12 protein-coding genes are annotated in these 18,859 nt (G+C 41.0%); 9 read left to right on the top strand and 3 right to left on the bottom strand.

The annotated features are described in order from the left end of the window. The first annotated feature begins 120 nt into the window (after positions 1-120). From O0550_RS08480 to desA, 9 genes are all read left to right on the top strand, one after another. Positions 121-1,902 carry a vWA domain-containing protein gene (locus O0550_RS08480; protein ID WP_258426027.1) on the top strand — a complete coding sequence of 594 codons (1,782 nt, stop codon included), beginning with the start codon at positions 121-123 and terminating at the stop codon, positions 1,900-1,902. 15 nt (positions 1,903-1,917) lie between these two features. Then, on the top strand, positions 1,918-5,307 hold the full coding sequence (locus tag O0550_RS08475; protein WP_258426026.1) for a tubulin-like doman-containing protein: 3,390 nt from the start codon (positions 1,918-1,920) through the stop codon (positions 5,305-5,307). Positions 5,308-5,325: 18 nt separating this feature from the next. Beyond that, positions 5,326-7,674 (top strand): hypothetical protein, encoded by a 2,349-nt coding sequence (locus O0550_RS08470; protein ID WP_258426025.1) that lies wholly within the window; start codon positions 5,326-5,328, stop codon positions 7,672-7,674. Next, positions 7,671-8,957: a vWA domain-containing protein gene (locus O0550_RS08465; protein ID WP_181747442.1), complete on the top strand. Its 1,287-nt coding sequence runs from the start codon at positions 7,671-7,673 to the stop codon at positions 8,955-8,957. Before O0550_RS08470 ends, O0550_RS08465 begins: the two co-directional genes overlap by 4 nt. A gap of 19 nt (positions 8,958-8,976) precedes the next feature. Continuing rightward, a complete protein-coding gene (locus tag O0550_RS08460) occupies positions 8,977-9,612 on the top strand; it encodes a hypothetical protein (RefSeq protein WP_003334067.1) in 636 nt (211 codons plus the stop codon). Positions 9,613-9,624: 12 nt separating this feature from the next. Continuing rightward, positions 9,625-10,890 carry a TRAFAC clade GTPase domain-containing protein gene (locus O0550_RS08455; RefSeq protein WP_003334068.1) on the top strand — a complete coding sequence of 422 codons (1,266 nt, stop codon included), beginning with the start codon at positions 9,625-9,627 and terminating at the stop codon, positions 10,888-10,890. Then, positions 10,890-13,391, top strand: a complete 2,502-nt coding sequence (locus tag O0550_RS08450; RefSeq protein WP_258426024.1) for a GAP1-N2 domain-containing protein — start codon at positions 10,890-10,892, stop codon at positions 13,389-13,391. The genes O0550_RS08455 and O0550_RS08450 overlap by 1 nt, the downstream gene beginning before the upstream one ends. Before the next feature lie 203 nt (positions 13,392-13,594). Further along, positions 13,595-14,329, top strand: a complete 735-nt coding sequence (locus tag O0550_RS08445) for an alpha/beta hydrolase (RefSeq protein ID WP_258426023.1) — start codon at positions 13,595-13,597, stop codon at positions 14,327-14,329. A 575-nt stretch (positions 14,330-14,904) separates the two neighbouring features. After that, entirely contained in the window at positions 14,905-15,933 is a 1,029-nt protein-coding gene (gene desA / locus O0550_RS08440) for a Delta(5) desaturase DesA (protein WP_258426022.1), read from the top strand. An 80-nt stretch (positions 15,934-16,013) separates the two neighbouring features. Here the strand turns inward: desA and O0550_RS08435 are convergent, their stop codons facing one another. From O0550_RS08435 to O0550_RS08425, 3 genes are all read right to left on the bottom strand, one after another. Next, positions 16,014-16,481: an SEC-C domain-containing protein gene (locus tag O0550_RS08435; RefSeq protein WP_258426021.1), complete on the bottom strand. Its 468-nt coding sequence runs from the start codon at positions 16,479-16,481 to the stop codon at positions 16,014-16,016. A gap of 92 nt (positions 16,482-16,573) precedes the next feature. Continuing rightward, positions 16,574-17,266: a class I SAM-dependent methyltransferase gene (locus O0550_RS08430; protein ID WP_121473138.1), complete on the bottom strand. Its 693-nt coding sequence runs from the start codon at positions 17,264-17,266 to the stop codon at positions 16,574-16,576. A 79-nt stretch (positions 17,267-17,345) separates the two neighbouring features. Next, the gene (locus tag O0550_RS08425) at positions 17,346-18,401 is read right to left on the bottom strand and encodes a MerR family transcriptional regulator (protein WP_003342902.1); all 1,056 of its coding nucleotides are present in this window, start codon (positions 18,399-18,401) and stop codon (positions 17,346-17,348) included. Between the last annotated feature and the right edge of the window lie 458 nt (positions 18,402-18,859).

The following is an 18,859-nucleotide window of genomic DNA, read 5'->3' as shown; positions in this document are numbered from 1 at the left end:
TTTCTCTTTTTAATTGTAAAATATAGTGGTAATCTTGTCATATAGTCACATTCTTTGCAATAGTTGTTCAAAAATATGGATATTTTTAACAAAAAAATTAAGTAGCGGAGGTTCAATAGCATGCTTCAATGTAAGAGGTTTTTTCAGCATATATTGTGCGTGGGACTTCTGTTGATTTCTCTAACCACAGGTGCCACGTTTGGTTTTGCACAGACCGGTGGAGATAAAATGGACGCTGTGTTGGTTGTAGACGTCAGCAATTCCATGACCCAAAGTGATAAAAACAAAGTAAGTAACGAAGCAATGAAAATGTTTGTGGATATGACCTCTATTCAGGGGAATAAGATCGGGGTCATCGCATATACGGATAAAATTGAGCGCGAAAAGGCACTGATTGAGGTTAAATCCGATCAAGATAAACAGCAAATCAAAGCTTTTATTGATAGCTTACAAAAAGGTGCTTACACAGATATTTCTGTAGGGGTCGATGAAGCAGTAAAAATTTTAGATGCAGGACATGACCCGACGCATTCTCCTATCGTTGTGCTGTTAGCAGATGGAAACAACTTTTTAAATAAGGACTCCAATCGCACACAGCAGATGTCTGATCAAAAATTGCAGGATGCGGTACAAATGGCCAAAAGCAAAGGGTACCCTATCTATACGATAGGACTTAATGCTGATGGACAATTGAACAGAACAACTTTGCAACAGATCGCGACAGAAACGAATGGCAAGTTCTTTGAAACAAGTACGGCTGACAAGTTACCCCAAATTCTAAGCGAGATTTTTGCTAATCATCTGAAGCTGAAGGTTGTTCCTGTGAAAAGCATGACTTCAAACGGAGCCTTTCAGGACGTAACAATCTCGATACCTAACACCAATGTATTAGAAGCAAATATTTCGATCATGTCGAAGAATGCCGTACAGGTAAAGCTGTTTGATCCATCTGGCAAGGCAGTACCAGTTCCGTCTAATCAGGTTCATTTCTCGAAATCAAATGCATATTCCATGATTAAAATGCTAAAACCCCAGCAGGGAGATTGGAAGCTACAGGTCAAAGGAGCAGCCAAGGATAAGATTGATATCAACATGATCTTTAACTATGACGTGCAGCTCGCAATGGAACCGATCCCTGCTAAGACATATAAAGCTGGCGATGATATCCAAATTAAAGCAGAACTAGTTAGTAATGGACAAAAAATGACTAGCACTGATCTTTACAAAAGCATGAAGGCAAAGCTGCTCGTTAACGATGTAACAGACAACAAAACAAGTGAAATGGAACTAACGAATACAGGTAGTGGATTTACAGGAACCTTTACTATCCCAGCTTCCCATCAATACGAGATTAAGGTGAAAGCGGAGGATAGCAGTTTTTATCGAGAAACACAGCCTGTTCCTGTGAATGCAGCAAATGCAGGGGCAACGGGGTCACAGCAACCTCCAACCGCCCCAACAGGAGAAGAAAAGTCTTTTCCGTGGGTCATGACGATTGGTGGTACTTCGGGTCTGATTTTACTTATTGCGATTGGGTTATATGTACTGTCCATGTGGAAAAAGGTAAACAAAGGATTTATGGGACAAATGGCTATCGAAATTATCAATGAGGATACAGGCGAAAAGTCGAGTCCACAGTATAAAAAACTAAATGCCTTTAAAGGAAAGGTTAAATTGCATCAATTGTTGCAGCTTGCCCCAGAGTTTCAGGAGACAGACAAAATCATTTTTCTACCAGGCAAAAATGACACGCTTATCATTCAAAACAAATCTGATTGTCAGATTGAAAAGGCTGGAAGAGTACTAGATGCAAGTAAAGGAAGGGAATTAAAAAAGAACGATCGAATCAAGGTATCCCTTTCTGGTGTAAACAAATCAGTCTTTATTGACTACATCATCTAGGAGAGGATCGATTATATGAGAGCAGTTGTGAGAGAACATATTCAGCAGTTGGATGTATCTTTAGGCGGGGGAATCGTTAGTGAGAAGATTCGTGTAGATACGATTGATAACCCGATGCTTGTTATTGGTTTAGGTGGAACGGGGATTGATGCGTTGCTCCGTTTAAAATATCAGGTAAACAGACGTTTCAAGCTACCGGTGGATTCTTTATCGAAAAAACGGAAGGAAAAACCGGATAATATTGAGTTTGTCGCCTTTGAAACAAATGAGCATGATCGCAACAAACGTTACAAGGGTATTGGGCTTGATCCTATTTCGGAATTTGTGTTGCTTTCTAATCCGGAGATTGGCGGAGTATTGCAGAATAGAAGCATTTTAGAACCATACATTACGGATTGGCTTTCACCTGAGCTGACGATCACAGATGGAATCAGTGGAGCATCAGGAGTTAGACAGGCGGGGCGGTTGCTGTTATTTACTAAAATTACGCAGGTCGTCCAAACCCTTGAAAAAAAGATTAAGATGCTTACCGAGGGCACCAATAAGAAGCTGATCGTATTTATCTTAACGGGTATCTCAGGCGGAACCGGTAGTGGCTGCTTCATGGATATTGCCTATATTGTTCGCGGTATTTTAGAACGAGAATTTGGCAGTGCAGGAGTCGATAAGGTTAACTCGCTTGGCTATCTGTTTACACCAGATGTTAACTTGTCGAATAAAAGCCTCAGCTCGCATACGCGCGATTACATCATGAAAAATGGTTATGCTGCGTTAAAAGAGCTCGATTATTGGATGAATGCAGACGAACGTATGGATCGCTTTAAGCAGCAATATGGCAACGCCTTACATGTCTCTTCCCCAATGCCTCCATTCAATTTGTGCCACCTTATTTCGGCAACAAATCTTGAGGGTAAAGCATTAGAAAATGCCTACGATTACTGCATGAATGTTACGGCTGAGAATATTACCAACTTCATGGCTAGTGAAGAAAAACGGTCGGGCGAAGAGTTTGCGATTCATGATTATATTAGTAATATTCGTACCAACATTAATCAGATGCCAAAAGCATATGCGGCTAACTACCAATATAACGTCATAGGTGCTTCGTCTGCGGTACTGCCGATTGAAGAGATGACTACATATTTGGCATACCGATTGTTTAAAAAGATGGAGAATATGTTTATCGCCGCTCCTACACAGGAGGATGTAGAAAAATTTGCTCACAAATTAGGCATCGATATCGACTCGATTTCCAAGAGATTTGAGGAGCGTGTTCCAGAACCAATTCCAGGCTACGAAAATAGTGAGCGTCTCAGCTATAGCAATGTCATTAGCCAGCAGGTCGTAAGTATCGATCATGAGCTGGAGCAGGGCTATCTGGCTAAAGCGAGAGAGGAATATATCAAATGTAAAAAACAGCTTCCAGGCGAGCTGACTACTACATTTGGTGAAATGATTACAAGAGTATTTTTACATGCACAGCAAGGGCCGTTTTTTGCTTCGAGTCTGATTCATTCCGATAAGGGCTTTTCCTTGCTTAAAATGATACTCTCTTATATCGAGAGCTTAAAACTAAACCTGGAGAGCTTCCCAAGAGAAATTGAGGGAGCGCGCGAAACAGCTAATGAGAAGCTAGGTGATGCTCGCAGTGCCTTTATCTCAAAGGAAAAGAAGAAAAATAGCTATTTGGAAGCAAAAATCACCGAATACCAGCTTCTTGCAGATCATGAAAAGCTAGAGCAAATGATCGAGTTCTACGAGGAGCTATATCGTCGATTAAGTGATGAAAACAATCGGATTTACAGTGTATTTACGGAGATTTTAAATACGCTCAACCAAATTTTTGAAAAGAACGGTGACATCCTCATCAACGGTGGGGAGGAGATGGATCGTACCGGAAATAAAACGTATTACTGGAATATTGTGAGCGTACCTGATATTGCGAAGGTTATAGCAAACACCATTGATGAAAAGGATACAGATGATTTAATACGTGATTTCACTGCTGAATTGCTGAAGCGCTCCGATCACTGGATCAAGGAAACAGAAGTAGATATCGTCGGTGCTATTTCAGACTTTTTATCCGATAAGTTCAGCCATCTGATTACAACGTCGATGGAAGAGTTTTTGCTGATGAAATACGGGCAGGACGAAACGCTGGATCGTATCGTAGAACGAAAAATAGCTAGTAAATTAGATGAAGAAGCAATTCCAGTTTTCCACCTCAGCAATAATCTGGGTAATATGAATTTCCCTTCATGGGGCTTTGTTTCGGTGCCACTTCAGGCTCCGTCTATTTTGAAGGGGATCAAGAACTTTCAAAATACGTCAATCAGCGGCTCGCGTTTTACAGTGAAGGAGAGCGGAGTAAAAAATCGTATTTTCTGGTTGAATACAAAAAATGGTGTTCCTTTGTTTGCTTATACGCCGCTCAAAGTGTATGAGGAAAGCTATGAACGAACCATTCTTGAAAAAGAAGGTGTTGGTCGTCACTTAGTTCAATCAGACAAGAATAACTGGACGTACCTACCATCTCCTATTCCAGAGAAATCTTGGGGAGAAACGTATCTGAATGTACGTGTGAAAGATTACAATGCTAGGATTCGTGAGCTATTTGACAGAGCTGTTCGTTTCGGATGCATCATCGAAAAAGACAGTGAAAATCAAACAAGCAACCGATACGACTGTATCATTACCAAGCCGTTCGAAATCACTGCCTTCTTGGCTACATACAAGCTGGACAACGATCCATCTAAAGGTAGCCCAGGGGAGATTAAGAGATGTCTTGCTGAATTGAAGGGCTTTATGGAACAGGGATTGGAGCAGGAATATACAAAGGATTTGTTTGGCAGCATCAACGAAGAGATGGCTAAGGAAAATTTAATCCGCTCTCCAGAACTGATTCGTCTCCTTCAGCAGGAAGTGCGTAAATACGAAGACATCGAGAGTAAAATCAATGAGTTAGAACAGATCATCCAATCGATTCAAGGTGAGGAAGAGCTGCTAAATCGTTTCATTGAAGCACTATACACAGGTACTATTTGTAAAAAGGGCGCCTTGTATGTGTATGATAAGGACGAGGAAGAAGAGGCTTGGGAGCCTTTCGTCAATCTGATGAAGGTGAACAAGCATGCAGAGTTTGCGATCTACAATCAATATCGCAATTTGGATGGTAAACAAATGACTGCTCTTCAACGCAAAGCGAGTAAACGAAGCGACCAGATGACATCGTCAGTTGATACGCAGGAATTGTTAACAAAGCTGGAGGAAATCACTGTTGCTTTTCAGGAAGCGAAGAACGAGCTTGAGTACGATCGCGATGACTATGTAAACGGGGAAGACATGTATCGTTTTTATAAAAAAGTGTGGTCGAAAGTAAACGATATGCGCAAAACATTACAATAATTATTAGGGGAGAAAAGCATGAGGGATTTGATTGAACAGTTCGCAACTCACTATGTGTCGGATTTAGAAAAACAACTGGATAGTGAGAACGGACAGCGTAGCATTCAGAACCCTGTGCTTTTTCTCTTTTTAGGTGATAAGAGCTTAGAGGCACTCCAGTCGATTTATGCTACCAATGAACAAAAGTGGCAAAATAGCGAGGGAGTGCTCTATGTTCACGCCTATTCGGAAGAGACTCTACAGCGTGCGAATGTGTATAACTGCCGCTTGCCGCAGCCTTCTGCTGATAAAAAAACGATGCGGGCTTCTCTGCATGACATGTTTTATCAGGATGAATCATTGCTGATCGAACTAAATAAAATGATGAAGATGGTAAGTGTTCGTGTAGCAGAAATGGGTAAGCTATTTACTTATCACCAACAAATGAATATTGCAGTAGTCACCAGAGCAGATGATATTGCTAATGTGCTGTTACCGGAATTTACGCTGCTTGTAAAAAGCTATCTTAGTGAATTATTTAAAAATGTCTCGTTGGATTTGTATGTTTTGATGCAGGAAAAGAACAATGGCCAGGAATTTGGATTTTCTACGTCAATAGGAGTTAGCTTCCTTGATGAATTAAATGAATATCAACAGCCTGATTACCAATTCTGTGCTGATCTTCAGATGACAGAGGATCGAGTGAAGTTGGCTGTGGAGCATACTAGTTCTCCGCTTTATTCACTTGTGTATATCTTAAGTGATAAGAATGAGCAGGGAATGTTCATTGATAACGGTAAGGAAGATAATTATGAGTTGATTAGCGATATCGTGCTACTCAACAATAAACGAGTGGAATCAGAAGTATACGAAGGTAGTGAAAGCTATAATCGCACACAATTTATCCATAATATTACCGGGGTTACTGGACGACCTACATTTGCTTCAGCCGGGCTCTCCAAAGTAAAGCGACCTACTCACGCTATTGCACATACTGTACTTGCAAAGGTGTATGATCACTTTCTAGGACGTTTGCAGCAAAATGGCACGTATGATGTTTCAGAAGTACTAGAAAGACTGGAGATCACAGACTCGCAGATTCTACAAAAAGTGAAGTCAGTTTTACCCGATGAGAGCAAATTAGAAGAGATGACAGGTTTGATGACTTCGGGCGTTAGCTACAAAGAGCTTACGAGCATGACTCTTAAAGAGGCAGAGGTAGCATTGTTCGAGGATAGCAGTCAGACCTTTTTTGCAACGAATTTTGTGCTTGCCGCGCGTTCAAAACGAGATTCTTCTCAACAAAAGCATAAGCTCACTCCGCTTATTAGAGAAGAGATTCTTGAAAATCCCAAATACGGATTATATGCTGCCTACCAATTAACCTCGGGATCTGATGCTAAGAAGAGCCTTGCTCATGTCTTGCGTTCCAGAATCAAAGACACAATTCGACAGCTAGAGTATTGCAAGGATCAGCTAGAGGATCTTTATCGTCAGAGGGTTGACCGACAAGAGATAAAAACGGGTGGTCTTTTTACACGAGATAAAGAGCGTGTACGAAATTTTATACGGCATTTTTTCCCGGTCATTTATGGAAAGAAGTATGAGATTTTAGGATTGGAAATGGAAATAGAGCTTCTTAGCGATTATGAAAGACAATTGGAGGACATTCATCAGAAGCTAAGACAACAGGTTATGCAGCTAGAAGAAATCAAGGTACAAGTCAGTGAGATGGCGCGAAAAAGCATCCGAGAGGCTGTAGACTATCTAGACAAAAACATAGAGGAATATTATGGAGCTGTTGTACAGGAATCGATTGAAATAGTAGAAGCCAAACGAGGAACTGACTTTTACTTTGAGGATAGATACATGGGGAGCATTTCTTTCCTATTAGATAAGGGAGTTACTGAAATGATCCAGCGGCTATGTGACATGTGCCGTAAGGAAATTATGACCAGTGAGCCGTTCTCCCTTTCCTTTGAGGATGAACTCCTAGCAAGAGCGAATGTGACGGCGGCTTACGACAACAGGACTGTTTTGACCCGAGAGCAGCTATACAGAGATTTGGCTTTAGAGCTGGAAAGCAGATCATCTGTCCATATAGAAGTCTTTCAATTTATGCAAAAGTATAGATATGAGGAAAAATACTTTTTTGCTGATTATACGAATGATTTTGTTCAATATGTATTTCGAACCGAGCAGGGAATGCGGACTTATAAACAGGGGTGCATTCATGAAGCAAACAAAAGCGGGATTGAGAAAATCAAGCTCATGGGTGGTTTCGGCATAGAAGACCTCATGTATTACCGCAATAATAGGAAATATTATGAATCCTATCGCGAAAATGGCTTTTTATTTCGCCGACAAGGAGGGGGGCAATTGTCATGAGTCAAAAAAAAATCAGTCTGCTCATGGTTTTCTGTAGCTTGATAGGTGGAATAATCGGCTTTGTAGTAGGCGAAATGATTGTAAACCTTTTGTCTAATGAACTACCCCAGTGGGTGATTATGGGACTTTATTTTGGACAGTATGCTTTATTTGTTGGACTTATGTGTTTAATAGCTGAATTAATTTCACCTCGATTAAACGGGCAGGGCTGGAGACAGCGCTATGTCGGATTCTCATGGAAGATGCTTGTACCGAGTACCTTTATCATGCTAGGTGTAGTTGCTATGCTATTACAATTTTTCTATGGAACAAATTTTCAGAAGGCGTCGGGTTCAAATAACATTGTTATGCTACTAGATATTTCATCGAGCATGCAGGAGTCGGATAAGGATAATCAGCTGTTTAAATCAGCAGCCGATGTGGTTCGTAGAATGGATGCTAATACAAGAGTAGCGGTCATCACCTTTAATCAACAAGCGAGCGTGCTACAGCCCTTGGTGCTTTTAAGCAATCAAAAGGTAAGAGATGATGTTATACAAAAGCTAAATAGTCATGAGGGTCCTTCTGGTGGCACTGATATAGAAGAGGCATTGCAAACCGCTTTAAACCATATAAACAGGGAGACAAACAATTCTGGTAATAACACGGTTATTCTCATGTCAGATGGCTATAGTGATGTGGATTTAGATAAATCTCTTCAGCCATTCAAACAATCTCAAATCATTGTTCATACAGTGGGGATGAGTACGGTTAGCGCAGATGGCACACAGTTGTTGAAGCGCATTGCAGAAGAGACCAATGGTAATTACTACGATATTGAACATACAGATCAAATCACAGGTGTGTTCGGTCAAATTTATGATATGAGTCGTCAGGATCGTGAGCTTGTAAAGGAAAGAGTAGGGGCAACGGAACATAGCCTTTTCTATGCAATACTGCGTGTCGTGAGCTTGCTTGTGATTGGAGCATTGTTAGGCTTGGCAGTAGGACTATTCTTTGATAACAAATATATAGCCAAGGGCTTCACTTTAGGGGGAATCGTGTCTGGTCTTCTTGCTGGATTGATTCTTGAGAAGGGATTGGCATCTGGCATGTATCCGGCTATGGGGGTTCGCCTTGTAGCTGACTTGCTGTTAGCTGCTGTCATGCCTTTGTTTACGATTTTTATCCCTATGCCTAACCAAGCTCTAGCCTCTGAAAAAAGTCGGTTTACCGGTGGTAGATATTTATCGGCAAAAAACAAGGAAGCTAAGCAGATCAGTACTAATAAGTTTGATAGGTAGAGTAGGAGAATGATGTGAAATGAGCAGAACGGAAGAGCTATCCATTGCACTTATTAAGGATGTCACCTCCCACATGCAGGGTAACGAATGCGTGATAAATTGGTACTGGGCAGAATCCGTTCCCTGCGTCTACGTGTACAAATCCCGATTTGAGACCCCATTTCATCCTGACCAAATCAATGAGAAGGATATGAAGCTCTATACACGTGAGGAGTACAAGGTGCATCAGGGATATCGTGAATATATTGATGGATATGGAAGATATACGTATCGAATTTTTCCGTGCCAGCTACAGAATGGTAGACCGGTTATGCTAATTCCGGAGGGTGAGGATCACATCGCTCACGTTAGTTCCGGAAAAGCTAAAATCTATTATTCCTTTAAAAGAGGAAAGAAATGGTTTAGTCAGTATCAAACTTTACAGATTCGCATTTTTTCGGAGATTCTTATTCCCAAGGAAGCTTTATGCTATGTGAAAAAGGAAGGCTCTCCTCCAGCGAATAAGGATGATGGCACGCAGTATGCTTTTATCCGTGATCTTGAACCAGGAGAGAACGTTATGCCTGAAATCGAGATCAAGAAAAAGGATTACATTCGCCTCTTTTTGACAGACGGAAAAAAATACGGGCAGAGCTATGAGCTTATTCCTGAATAGGAGGGAACCAACGTGTTTACATTTTTGAAAAATATGTTTGAGAAAAAACAGCCGGTCAAGGAACGACTTCCTTTTTATGATATTGTCTGTCCCTATTGTTTTGCGAAATATTCCCCCGATCAGGTAGTATTTAGAGCCACGCATCATCGTGATGATGACGAAAATTATGCTTTGCAGGAAGATGAGATTCTAAACCAGTATAGAGATAAATTCGGTCTTGATGCGATCGAGGAGCTGGAAGCAGTAATTGACCCGGCTACGATACCGCAGGAAAATCAGCTTTATGTTGATCAGGTTTTGGTAGGGCTGACTGATCGATACGGTATGGTTACCAAACGCAGACTTTGCCCGAAATGTCATAATGAACTTCCGATTACAGCCGGAAAAGCACCAAGTAATATTATTTCCATCGTGGGTGCCTCACAGGTGGGTAAATCTGTCTATATGACATCGCTGATTCACACCCTGCAAAATACAACGGCAAATCATTTTAATGCTGCCTGCATGCCATTAAACGCACAGATTAGTCGCAAGTTCCGGGAAAATTACGAGGCACCTTTATTTGAGAGAGGCCAATTGCTTGACTCTACACAAAAGGAAAAGCGGCAGGAGCCATTTATTTTTCAGTTTATTTTTAAGGATAGTGAACAACCCCCGCTCATTCTAGTGTTTTTTGATGTGGCGGGTGAGGGAATGGTAGATCGTGAATATTTGGAGCTATATGCATCCCACGTGAAAAATTCCTCAGGCATTCTATTCCTTGTCGATCCGCTGCAAATTAGAACGATACGCGACAAGATCATGTTTAATGTAGGCGATGAGCCAGGGGAGTTTACTGCTAGATATGATGAGCCTCGTGAAGTGCTCATTACCCTATTTGAGAACTTTATCGGATATGAGGAACAGAGCAAAACCAATATACCGACTGCTGTTGTAATGACCAAAAGCGATATGCTACACATGCTGAAGGAAGACGATAGTGAGTATATTAAATCAAACAGCAATGTGTTTCGAAATTTCGTTCATAAACAGTATTTGAACACGAGTGAATTCGAAAATATCAATGGAGAGATAAGGCGCTTCATTGAAAAAGTAGATCGACCTTTTAAGGATGCACTGGAGGTTTATTTTACAAATACGGCTTATTTTGCTGTATCTGCGCTGGGAAGTAACCCGGTTAACCAAAAGGTGACTGGCGTAGTGACGCCTGTTCGTGTAGATGAACCATTTATTTGGCTGTTACATCAATTGGATTATATTGATGGGAGGGAGCAATAGTGGGACGGCAGCATATTCAACAGCAGTACTATACGCGAGGGCGGCAAGGGATTTTCCGCTCAAACGAAGGATACGACACCGTCTCTAAATCTGCTTCTCTGGACAATTCATTTATCAAGAAGACGCTTCATCCGTTTTGTGTCTATAATGCTCCTAAAGAGCTACAGGAAAAGGGAGAAACACAGGTAGAGAAGTATCCAGAGGCACTTTTCTGTTTTCGCGCTGAATCAGGCGAGATGGTCATTGGGAAAAGCGTTTATGTAGGAGCAGACTTTACAGGACAGCGGAACACATTCTTTACCCATAATTATGTGATCCCAAGTGTGCAACGAGATGAATTTTGTAAAACGCCAGCAAAAATTTTCGGAATCAGTTCCTTTGTAAATCATCATGAGGAAACAGACGGGAAAGAGTTGCCGGAGTTAGAGGATTTACCATATCAGAGTCTTAGCACTGGTGATAAAAAGCAGATTCTAGCGCGGTTAGGGATTGATGAGCAAGCCTTTAAACAGCTTCTATTCGCTACCATGAGTTCTCTATCAACCAAGAAAAAGGTATTTATTAGCTTGGATGTTGCTATCAGTGAGACCTCTACAGCTGCTGCTCAATTATTAGAGATTCTATATGGCTGCTTGCCTTATGAGATGCGTAGACAATTTGGGTTTCTTACTTATACAAATGAACCAGAAAGTAAAAAGTATCTCCACGTTATTTTTGTTGAAAAGGGTAGCATTAGGTCTGGTAACGGACATATGAATAAAGATTTTCTGTTTGATTTTGCAAACAAATCGATACTTCATGCTGATATCCAAGGTGAGCATGAGTATCTTAGCTTTGCGTGGACGAACTTAAATGAAGCAGTTGTGCTCAAGTCGTTTTACGAGTTCGCTGACGAAATTCTTGCAGGAGAGAATTCAGCTAAGGGCTTGAGCATTGCCACGTATTATGAATTGTGTACGCTGTTTTTGATAGAAACAGGTAAACTGAGCGTCTATGAACGCAATAAAGCGGCCGTATGGCAGGTACTCCTACAATACCTTCGTAATGAACGCTTAATAAACAAACAAAGAGTATTAGCGTTGTTTGGACTTTTATTTGGGGCGGAAAAAACGGCTGTTACATCCAAGAGCCTGCCCTCCGTCGAACTGATTACCTTGATCTGTGAAGCGTATAACGTTGTTAAGAATCAAGATAACCGCAAAGAGATCGTGATGTACTTGATGGATGTTCTTCTGAAAGGGAAAAGCTCTCAGCAAACAGAGTACGTTGAGCAGGTATACAAGCAACTCTCAGGTAATCATGAATTGTTTACATTTATGATGAATACCATTTTGAGCTATGAAAAGGTTGTGAAGCCTTTATTTGAGGAATATGTAGCTCAACGCTTAGCAAACTGCTCCAAACTAGATGATGCAGTCAAGGAAATGAGCTTTTGGGCTGTTCATGCTTCCCAGGCTCTACAGAATCCTTTTTTCATGAATCGTACGGAGCAAACATTGCTGGACTTATTTAAAGAGGAGAAACGAAAGGTAGAAGCGGCACTGTCGGTTCACCAAACGTTGGGTAAGTGGGAAGTCGGTCGCAGCTATGCGAGCAGGGTGTTAGAAGAGCTAGATAAAAGTTTACTGAAGCATCTTTCTTTGGATGCCTTATCCAAGGAGGATGTTACGAAGATTGTTTCGTTGTTTGAGCATAAACCGCAAAGCTTTTTCACAGCACTAGATTCCCAGAGCGAATATAAGCTGGAGCTACTAATGAACGTCTTTTCTTTAGAAACAGAGACGGGGACGCCTTTGCCCGAAGAATTTTATCGGAATTGGGACGCGGCTGACATCCAAATCCAGCAGAAGCTGATTCGCAAGATGGTAGGCAGTCCATTAGACGAAGGCAGTTTCCCAAAGATAGTGCTTATTTTTTATCGTGGCGATTCCCAGAATTCGCATACCGCGTTTGATTTTGACAGCATGCTTACTTTTGCTCGGCAACATGGGGGAGAAGAAGCTACCTATCTGTTCATTCAATGGGTAGTAAAGCAAAGGATGTTTCTGGTAGATAGAAAGCTTGTCCCTTCTTATCGTCATGTCTTGAAGCAATATCTATTGCATGATAACGCTAAAAGACTACGGGATAAAGAATGGCGAAAACGTTGGTACGCTATTCGTAACCCGGAATTTAGAGAAATACTGCATGAGGCAGAGAGTGAGTCGTCAAATGCTGTATCGAGATTCTTTCGCCAAAACAAGGGCATGGCTGTGATCGGGTTGCTAGCGATGCTTACGGTAGGTACAGTTGGAGGGGTCATGCTTTATTCCAAAAGCCAGGCTCCTATTCCAGCGACCCTTCCTGCTACAGTAACAACACCTGTTACTAGTGAAGAGGAGGATGCTACACCGATATTTGTGGAAAAGGGACAGGCTGAATCAATAGACAACACACCAATCTATATGCTATTGCAGCCAAATGTGAAATCGGTGAACATATCGTCTGTCCCAGCTAAATAGAGCAGGTATACAAAATAGTAGAAGCAGGAGTGGCCAAAGAGCCCTACCTATAAAAAAAGAGGACTAGTCCATTCATTTGGACTGGTCCTCTTTTTTTATAGAAAGCTCAAATTCTCCATTATGATTCGGGATTTAATCCATGGCTGTCGTGTCCCTATTTCAACTACTATTTATGAAGACATGATGAGAAGGGGGATAAGGAGATGAGAGAGGTCTTCGTTACAGAAACGGTGGGAGACAGAGAAATTATGATTTACTTGCCTCCTACTTATGAAGCCGGGGGGAGCTTTCCTGTGGTATACGTACAGGATGGCAGCTATTTGGTGCTAAAATGCATGAATTTGCTGGAGCATCTTTTCATTACCAAGGAGCTACCCGAAATGATTTTCGTATGTATCCCACCGCACAATCGAAATGATGAATACACGCCATGGCCTGCAAAAGCACTGCTTAGCAGCTACCCTGATTTTGGTGGTAAGGGCGCAGAGTACCTTTCTTACGTTGTTCATACGTTAAAGCCTCATCTAGATTCCGTGTATCGAACAAAAGCGGAAGCGGAGCATACAGGAATAATCGGCGGCTCTTTTGGCGGAATGATTTCATTATATGCCGCTTACCTGTATCCTGAAGTATTTGGACGTATAGGCTTGCTATCTGCTTCCTTATGGTTTGAAGGACTGCTAGATTTTATCCGAGACCATCAGATTGGTTATAGTAAGCAACGAATGTACATGTATGTAGGAAGTCTAGAAGGCATCTATAAGAACAACATTCAGGCTAATATGGTTGAGTATACGTATAAGGCTCATGAGTTTTTAATCAGAAATGGATTTCCAAAGGAGCAACTGAAGCTCGTGGTAGAAGAAGGCGGGACGCATGACGGGCTTTTCTTTATTAAGCACTTCCCACAGGCGATGAAATGGCTGTTTACATCATAATGAATGAGATGAGTGATTGGATAGTAAAAGCAACATTATTGAAGATTGATTGTCAAATGAAATAGATTGAGAGAAGATAGGTCATTAATATGCTATCTTCTCTTTTTTATTTCGGTACTCACATGTGCCATTTAAAATAACGAGTTTAGTGTGGAATATCTTGTCTATTTAATATACCAAAAATTGGGGTTCATGAAGGCCGATTTCTGTCAGAGTCTTATTGACACATAGAGCCTATACACACTTATTGGTAAGCTATTAATCTGAAGTATGATTCTCAGAACTAAAAATAAGAATTTTCTGAAAAGTGGTGGATTTCGGCAAAAATTTATAAGGCAATTGAGAACGGTTTTCGAATATAATGATGAAAGGTAGCTAGGAAGGAAAAGTACGATTAGTTACGAGTGAAACGTAACGTATATGTCGCTAACAAAGAGAGGGGTAACAACAATCAAAACCTTTCCATTGTTATAGTGTACTATAGATGGGCATGAATCATCTTCCCCCTTTGATTCGGAATCCATGCGTTACTTACTGTAAAAGAAAGATTCAGAGAGAGGAAGATTACTATTAGCGTGAAGCTGGAAGAACAAGTTAACTGGAGAAAGAAAATCGCCCCCTATGAAAAATCCCAGATCAAGTATAGTGTACGACAGCTAATCAATACGTTGATCCCATTTTGTCTGCTTTGGTATGGTGCATATCTATGTTTATCGGTATCCTATTGGTTGAGTCTAGTATTGATTGTCCCTGCCGGAGGTTTTCTCATTCGCATATTTATAATCTTTCATGATTGTTGCCACTACTCTTTCTTTAAAAATCGAAAGGCAAACGAGATTGTTGGTTTGATTACGGGGATTCTGACGTGTTGCCCCTATGAGCAATGGAAGAGATCTCACTCTATTCATCACGCAACAAGCAGTAATTTAAATAAACGAGGCACGGGAGATGTATGGACACTCACAGTAGATGAGTACGTAGCCTTGTCACCTAGTAAGCGGTTGTTCTATCGGTTGTATCGAAATCCATTCATCATGTTTGGTCTAGGCCCTATCTATATATTTTTGATTAATTACCGATTTAACCGCAAAGGCGTAGGGCAAAAGGAACGCCTCAATACGTATATAACCAATCTAGGCATCGTTTCCCTATCGGGTGTACTATGCTGGACTCTAGGTTGGCAAGCGTTTTTGCTCATTCAGGGACCGATCTTTCTTATCTCAGGTGCCGCAGGTGTATGGTTGTTTTATGTACAGCATCAGTTTGAGGATACGTATTTTGAACAAGAAGAGAATTGGGATTATGTAAAAGCGGCCTTACAGGGAAGCTCCTTTTACAAATTGCCAAAGTTCCTGCATTGGATTACAGGTAATATTGGCTTTCACCATATTCACCATTTAAGTCCGCGTGTACCTAACTATTACTTGGCTTCGGCGTATAAGAATAATGCCTTCTTACGGGACGTGAGAAGCATTACATTGCTATCAAGTCTAAGATCACTTCGCTTCCGTCTGTGGAGTGAGGAAAGCAAGAAATTTGTGGGGTTTAAAGATGTACACCACAGGATCATGAAAAATAGTTTGGAAAAAACCAGTACCATGTAAAGTTATGAAATAGAAACCTAGCACGGATCAATAGGTACAAAACAAGTACCTCCATGACGTGCTAGGTTTTGTTGTAGTTGTTATGAAGTCGTCTGTTCTGTAAACCAATCGTTATCAAGCATGTCCTGTACGCGTTTGGAGATTGTTCCGGCAGAGACATTATATTTGCTTGCTAATGCCGCCTGAGTGATGGGAATATCCATAATCGTCGCAATCGAATATTCAATCGAAGCTTCTATGATTCCAGCTTTTCGGATTACGGGATGGGTAGCTTGAGCGTATTTATGCCATAAATTGATGGCGGCAGCAATGGTGTCAGGCTTGTAATCTGCCTGCATATTCTTCACAATATTGTGGGCTGTAGTTATATAATTCTCGTTATCCCATGTTAAATCTAAATCAATATATTTATGCAACACTTGATTGGTTCCTGTTGATGATGAATGAAGGAACTCGCGTTGCTCATCTTTAGGTAAACAACATTTTTTATATTTTTTGCCACTCCCACATGGGCAGAGTGAGTTTCTGCCAATATCCAAAATAACCACTTCCTTTTTATAACCTGATTGTTAATAATATGTAGTATAACATATAAAAAAGCCATTCCTCGACTGATGACGAAGAATGGTCTTTGTTTTTGTTACACCTGTAAGGTCCATATTCCTGCGCACTCTGGTACCTGAAGGAGCGATTGGCTAGCCACTTTTTCTGCTACCTCCTCTCCAAAGAAAAACCTTGTCAGGTCTGTCGCTTCTTCTACACTCTCAAAATGATAATCCAATCTAATCCAAGAAAAAGAAAAGCCATAATCTTGTTCTAGTGATCTGTAATAATCCTGTAAAAATGCCGGGGGATGCGGATTTTCATATCCGGTCCCCATTGTTTCCACAATAATAGCTGTACCGCCAGGGCGAAGGACGCGCTTTATTTCCTCCATTACCTGCTTGATATTATGCTTCCAAGTAGGATCGGTAGAGTTTGCTAGGTAGCCAATGCTCCAGCCTGAGACTAATAGATCAGCAGAGTCATTAGCTACGGGAAGAGCACGGTTGTCAGCCACCTGTGTTCTCCAATTGTGCAGACCGGCTTGCTTTAATTTGTGTGCTGTTATTTGCAGCATAGCCTCGGATGCATCGAGAGCAACGATGGATTTAGCCTGCTTAGCTAGCACTGTAGTAAGTCTACCTGTACCGGCTCCCAGATCAATAATGTCTGTATTTTCAATCGGTTTTATCTGGTTCATTACAGCATAGAGACTTGGTTGCTTTGAAATTAATCGTTCGTATTTCTCGGCTTGATTCTGATAGATATCGGGATGATTTGGTTGTGCCATGCAAAGCCCTCCTCATATGTTATTGGACTTTAGCATAAGGCTTGACGTTACGAGAAGGTCAATACCAAGGGACACATCTCTATCTGATAGGAACGGCATACATGACATAGAGTAGCTCATGTAGTTTCTGGTGCTTCACAATATACCCATTGCGAGTAAACCAATCGAGAAGCTGTTCGCTATTTGCATAATATTTATCCTGAATAGCTGTATGGATGTCTCTTTTCCCCTGTTTCAGCAAACCATCTAGGTATTGCTTTTTATGTCTTTCATTTTCAAACATCAAATCGGTTATACAAATCCGGCCGCGTGGCTGTAAGACTCGGCGCATTTCGTCCAATGCCATCAGCTTTTGAGCATCTGTAATATGGTGGAAGGCAAAGCTGGTCACAATAAAATCAAACTGATTGTCCAGATAGGGAATGGCTAGGAAATTGCCCAGTTTCGTTTCCATCTGTGGATACTTGCGTTTGCATTGCTTCAGCATTTCTTTTGATTGATCGACACCTGCCATCTGGATGCCTTTCTCTATAAAACGTGCTGCTAAATTCCCCGTACCTGTGCCCATGTCCAATCCTCTTTCTTTAGGAATAGGATCGACCCATTGAAGCGTGATATCAAGTGCTTCCTCGTAGTTTTGGTAGATATGAAAGCTCTGTTCGTTACATAAGACATGCACATCATGGGTTCTAGCCTGATGATCAAAATTCCACTTATCATGCCAGTTTTTGCGTAAGTCTCTTAGACGTTTAGAGCCTTCTGCCAAAGTAAAAATCTGCTCCAACGACAGTTCCTTGTTTTGTACCAAGCGTTCTATCATTTGATCGGTTGTACGAATGTTTTCTTTCAGCTCCAGCCATTGTGCAAACATGACATACCGCTGTAGCTCCAAGTAATATTGAAGCTCGTCATGATTACCCTCATCGATTTGCTTTAGGGCCACTTTAATATCGGGAATAGACATTCCCACTTCCCGTAAGGCAATAATGGTTTGCAGGCGCCAGACGTCTTTCTCTGTAAAATCACGATAGTTGTTCTCCTGATTTTTAGCTGGTGTTAATAATCCCTTTTCTTCATAAAAGCGAATGGCTCGTGGAGAAATAGTAAGTTTATCTGATATTTCCTTGATTTGCATCTGTCAGTCACCTACCCAAGATTATGGAAACAATAACGCAGGGGAAACGTCGAAAGCACGAAAGCTCGCGAAACTACTTCTATGTCAGAATAAAAAATGGTAATCCTCATCGAAAAAATAATCCATAGCGTTAGCTTGTAAACCAAGGAATCTAGCCTAAAGATAGTGCTTTGACCCAGTTGGTTATGAATCCTCCGATTGCTAGAAATTGTTTTCTGCTATCTAGTCTACTAGTTATTTCATATTCATGCATCAGCATTCCATTTGGGGTAGATCGTTGCCTATTTTTTGGTTTTGGGGGAGGCCTTTTTGAACGGGTATTTTACTTTTAGAAATATTTATAAAATTTAAAATTAAATCTGTAACAGTTTATCTATGGATTTTGTTACTGTTTTGTACGATTAAAGTAATGTACAAGAAAAATTCGAATACGGATATCACAGAAAGTGGAGGGATTA

This window comes from Brevibacillus halotolerans (assembly GCF_026891775.1).
Lineage (GTDB): Bacteria > Bacillota > Bacilli > Brevibacillales > Brevibacillaceae > Brevibacillus_B > Brevibacillus_B halotolerans.
The sequence above is the reverse complement of the archived record's forward strand: the minus strand, read 5'-3'. Positions and strand labels throughout refer to the sequence as shown.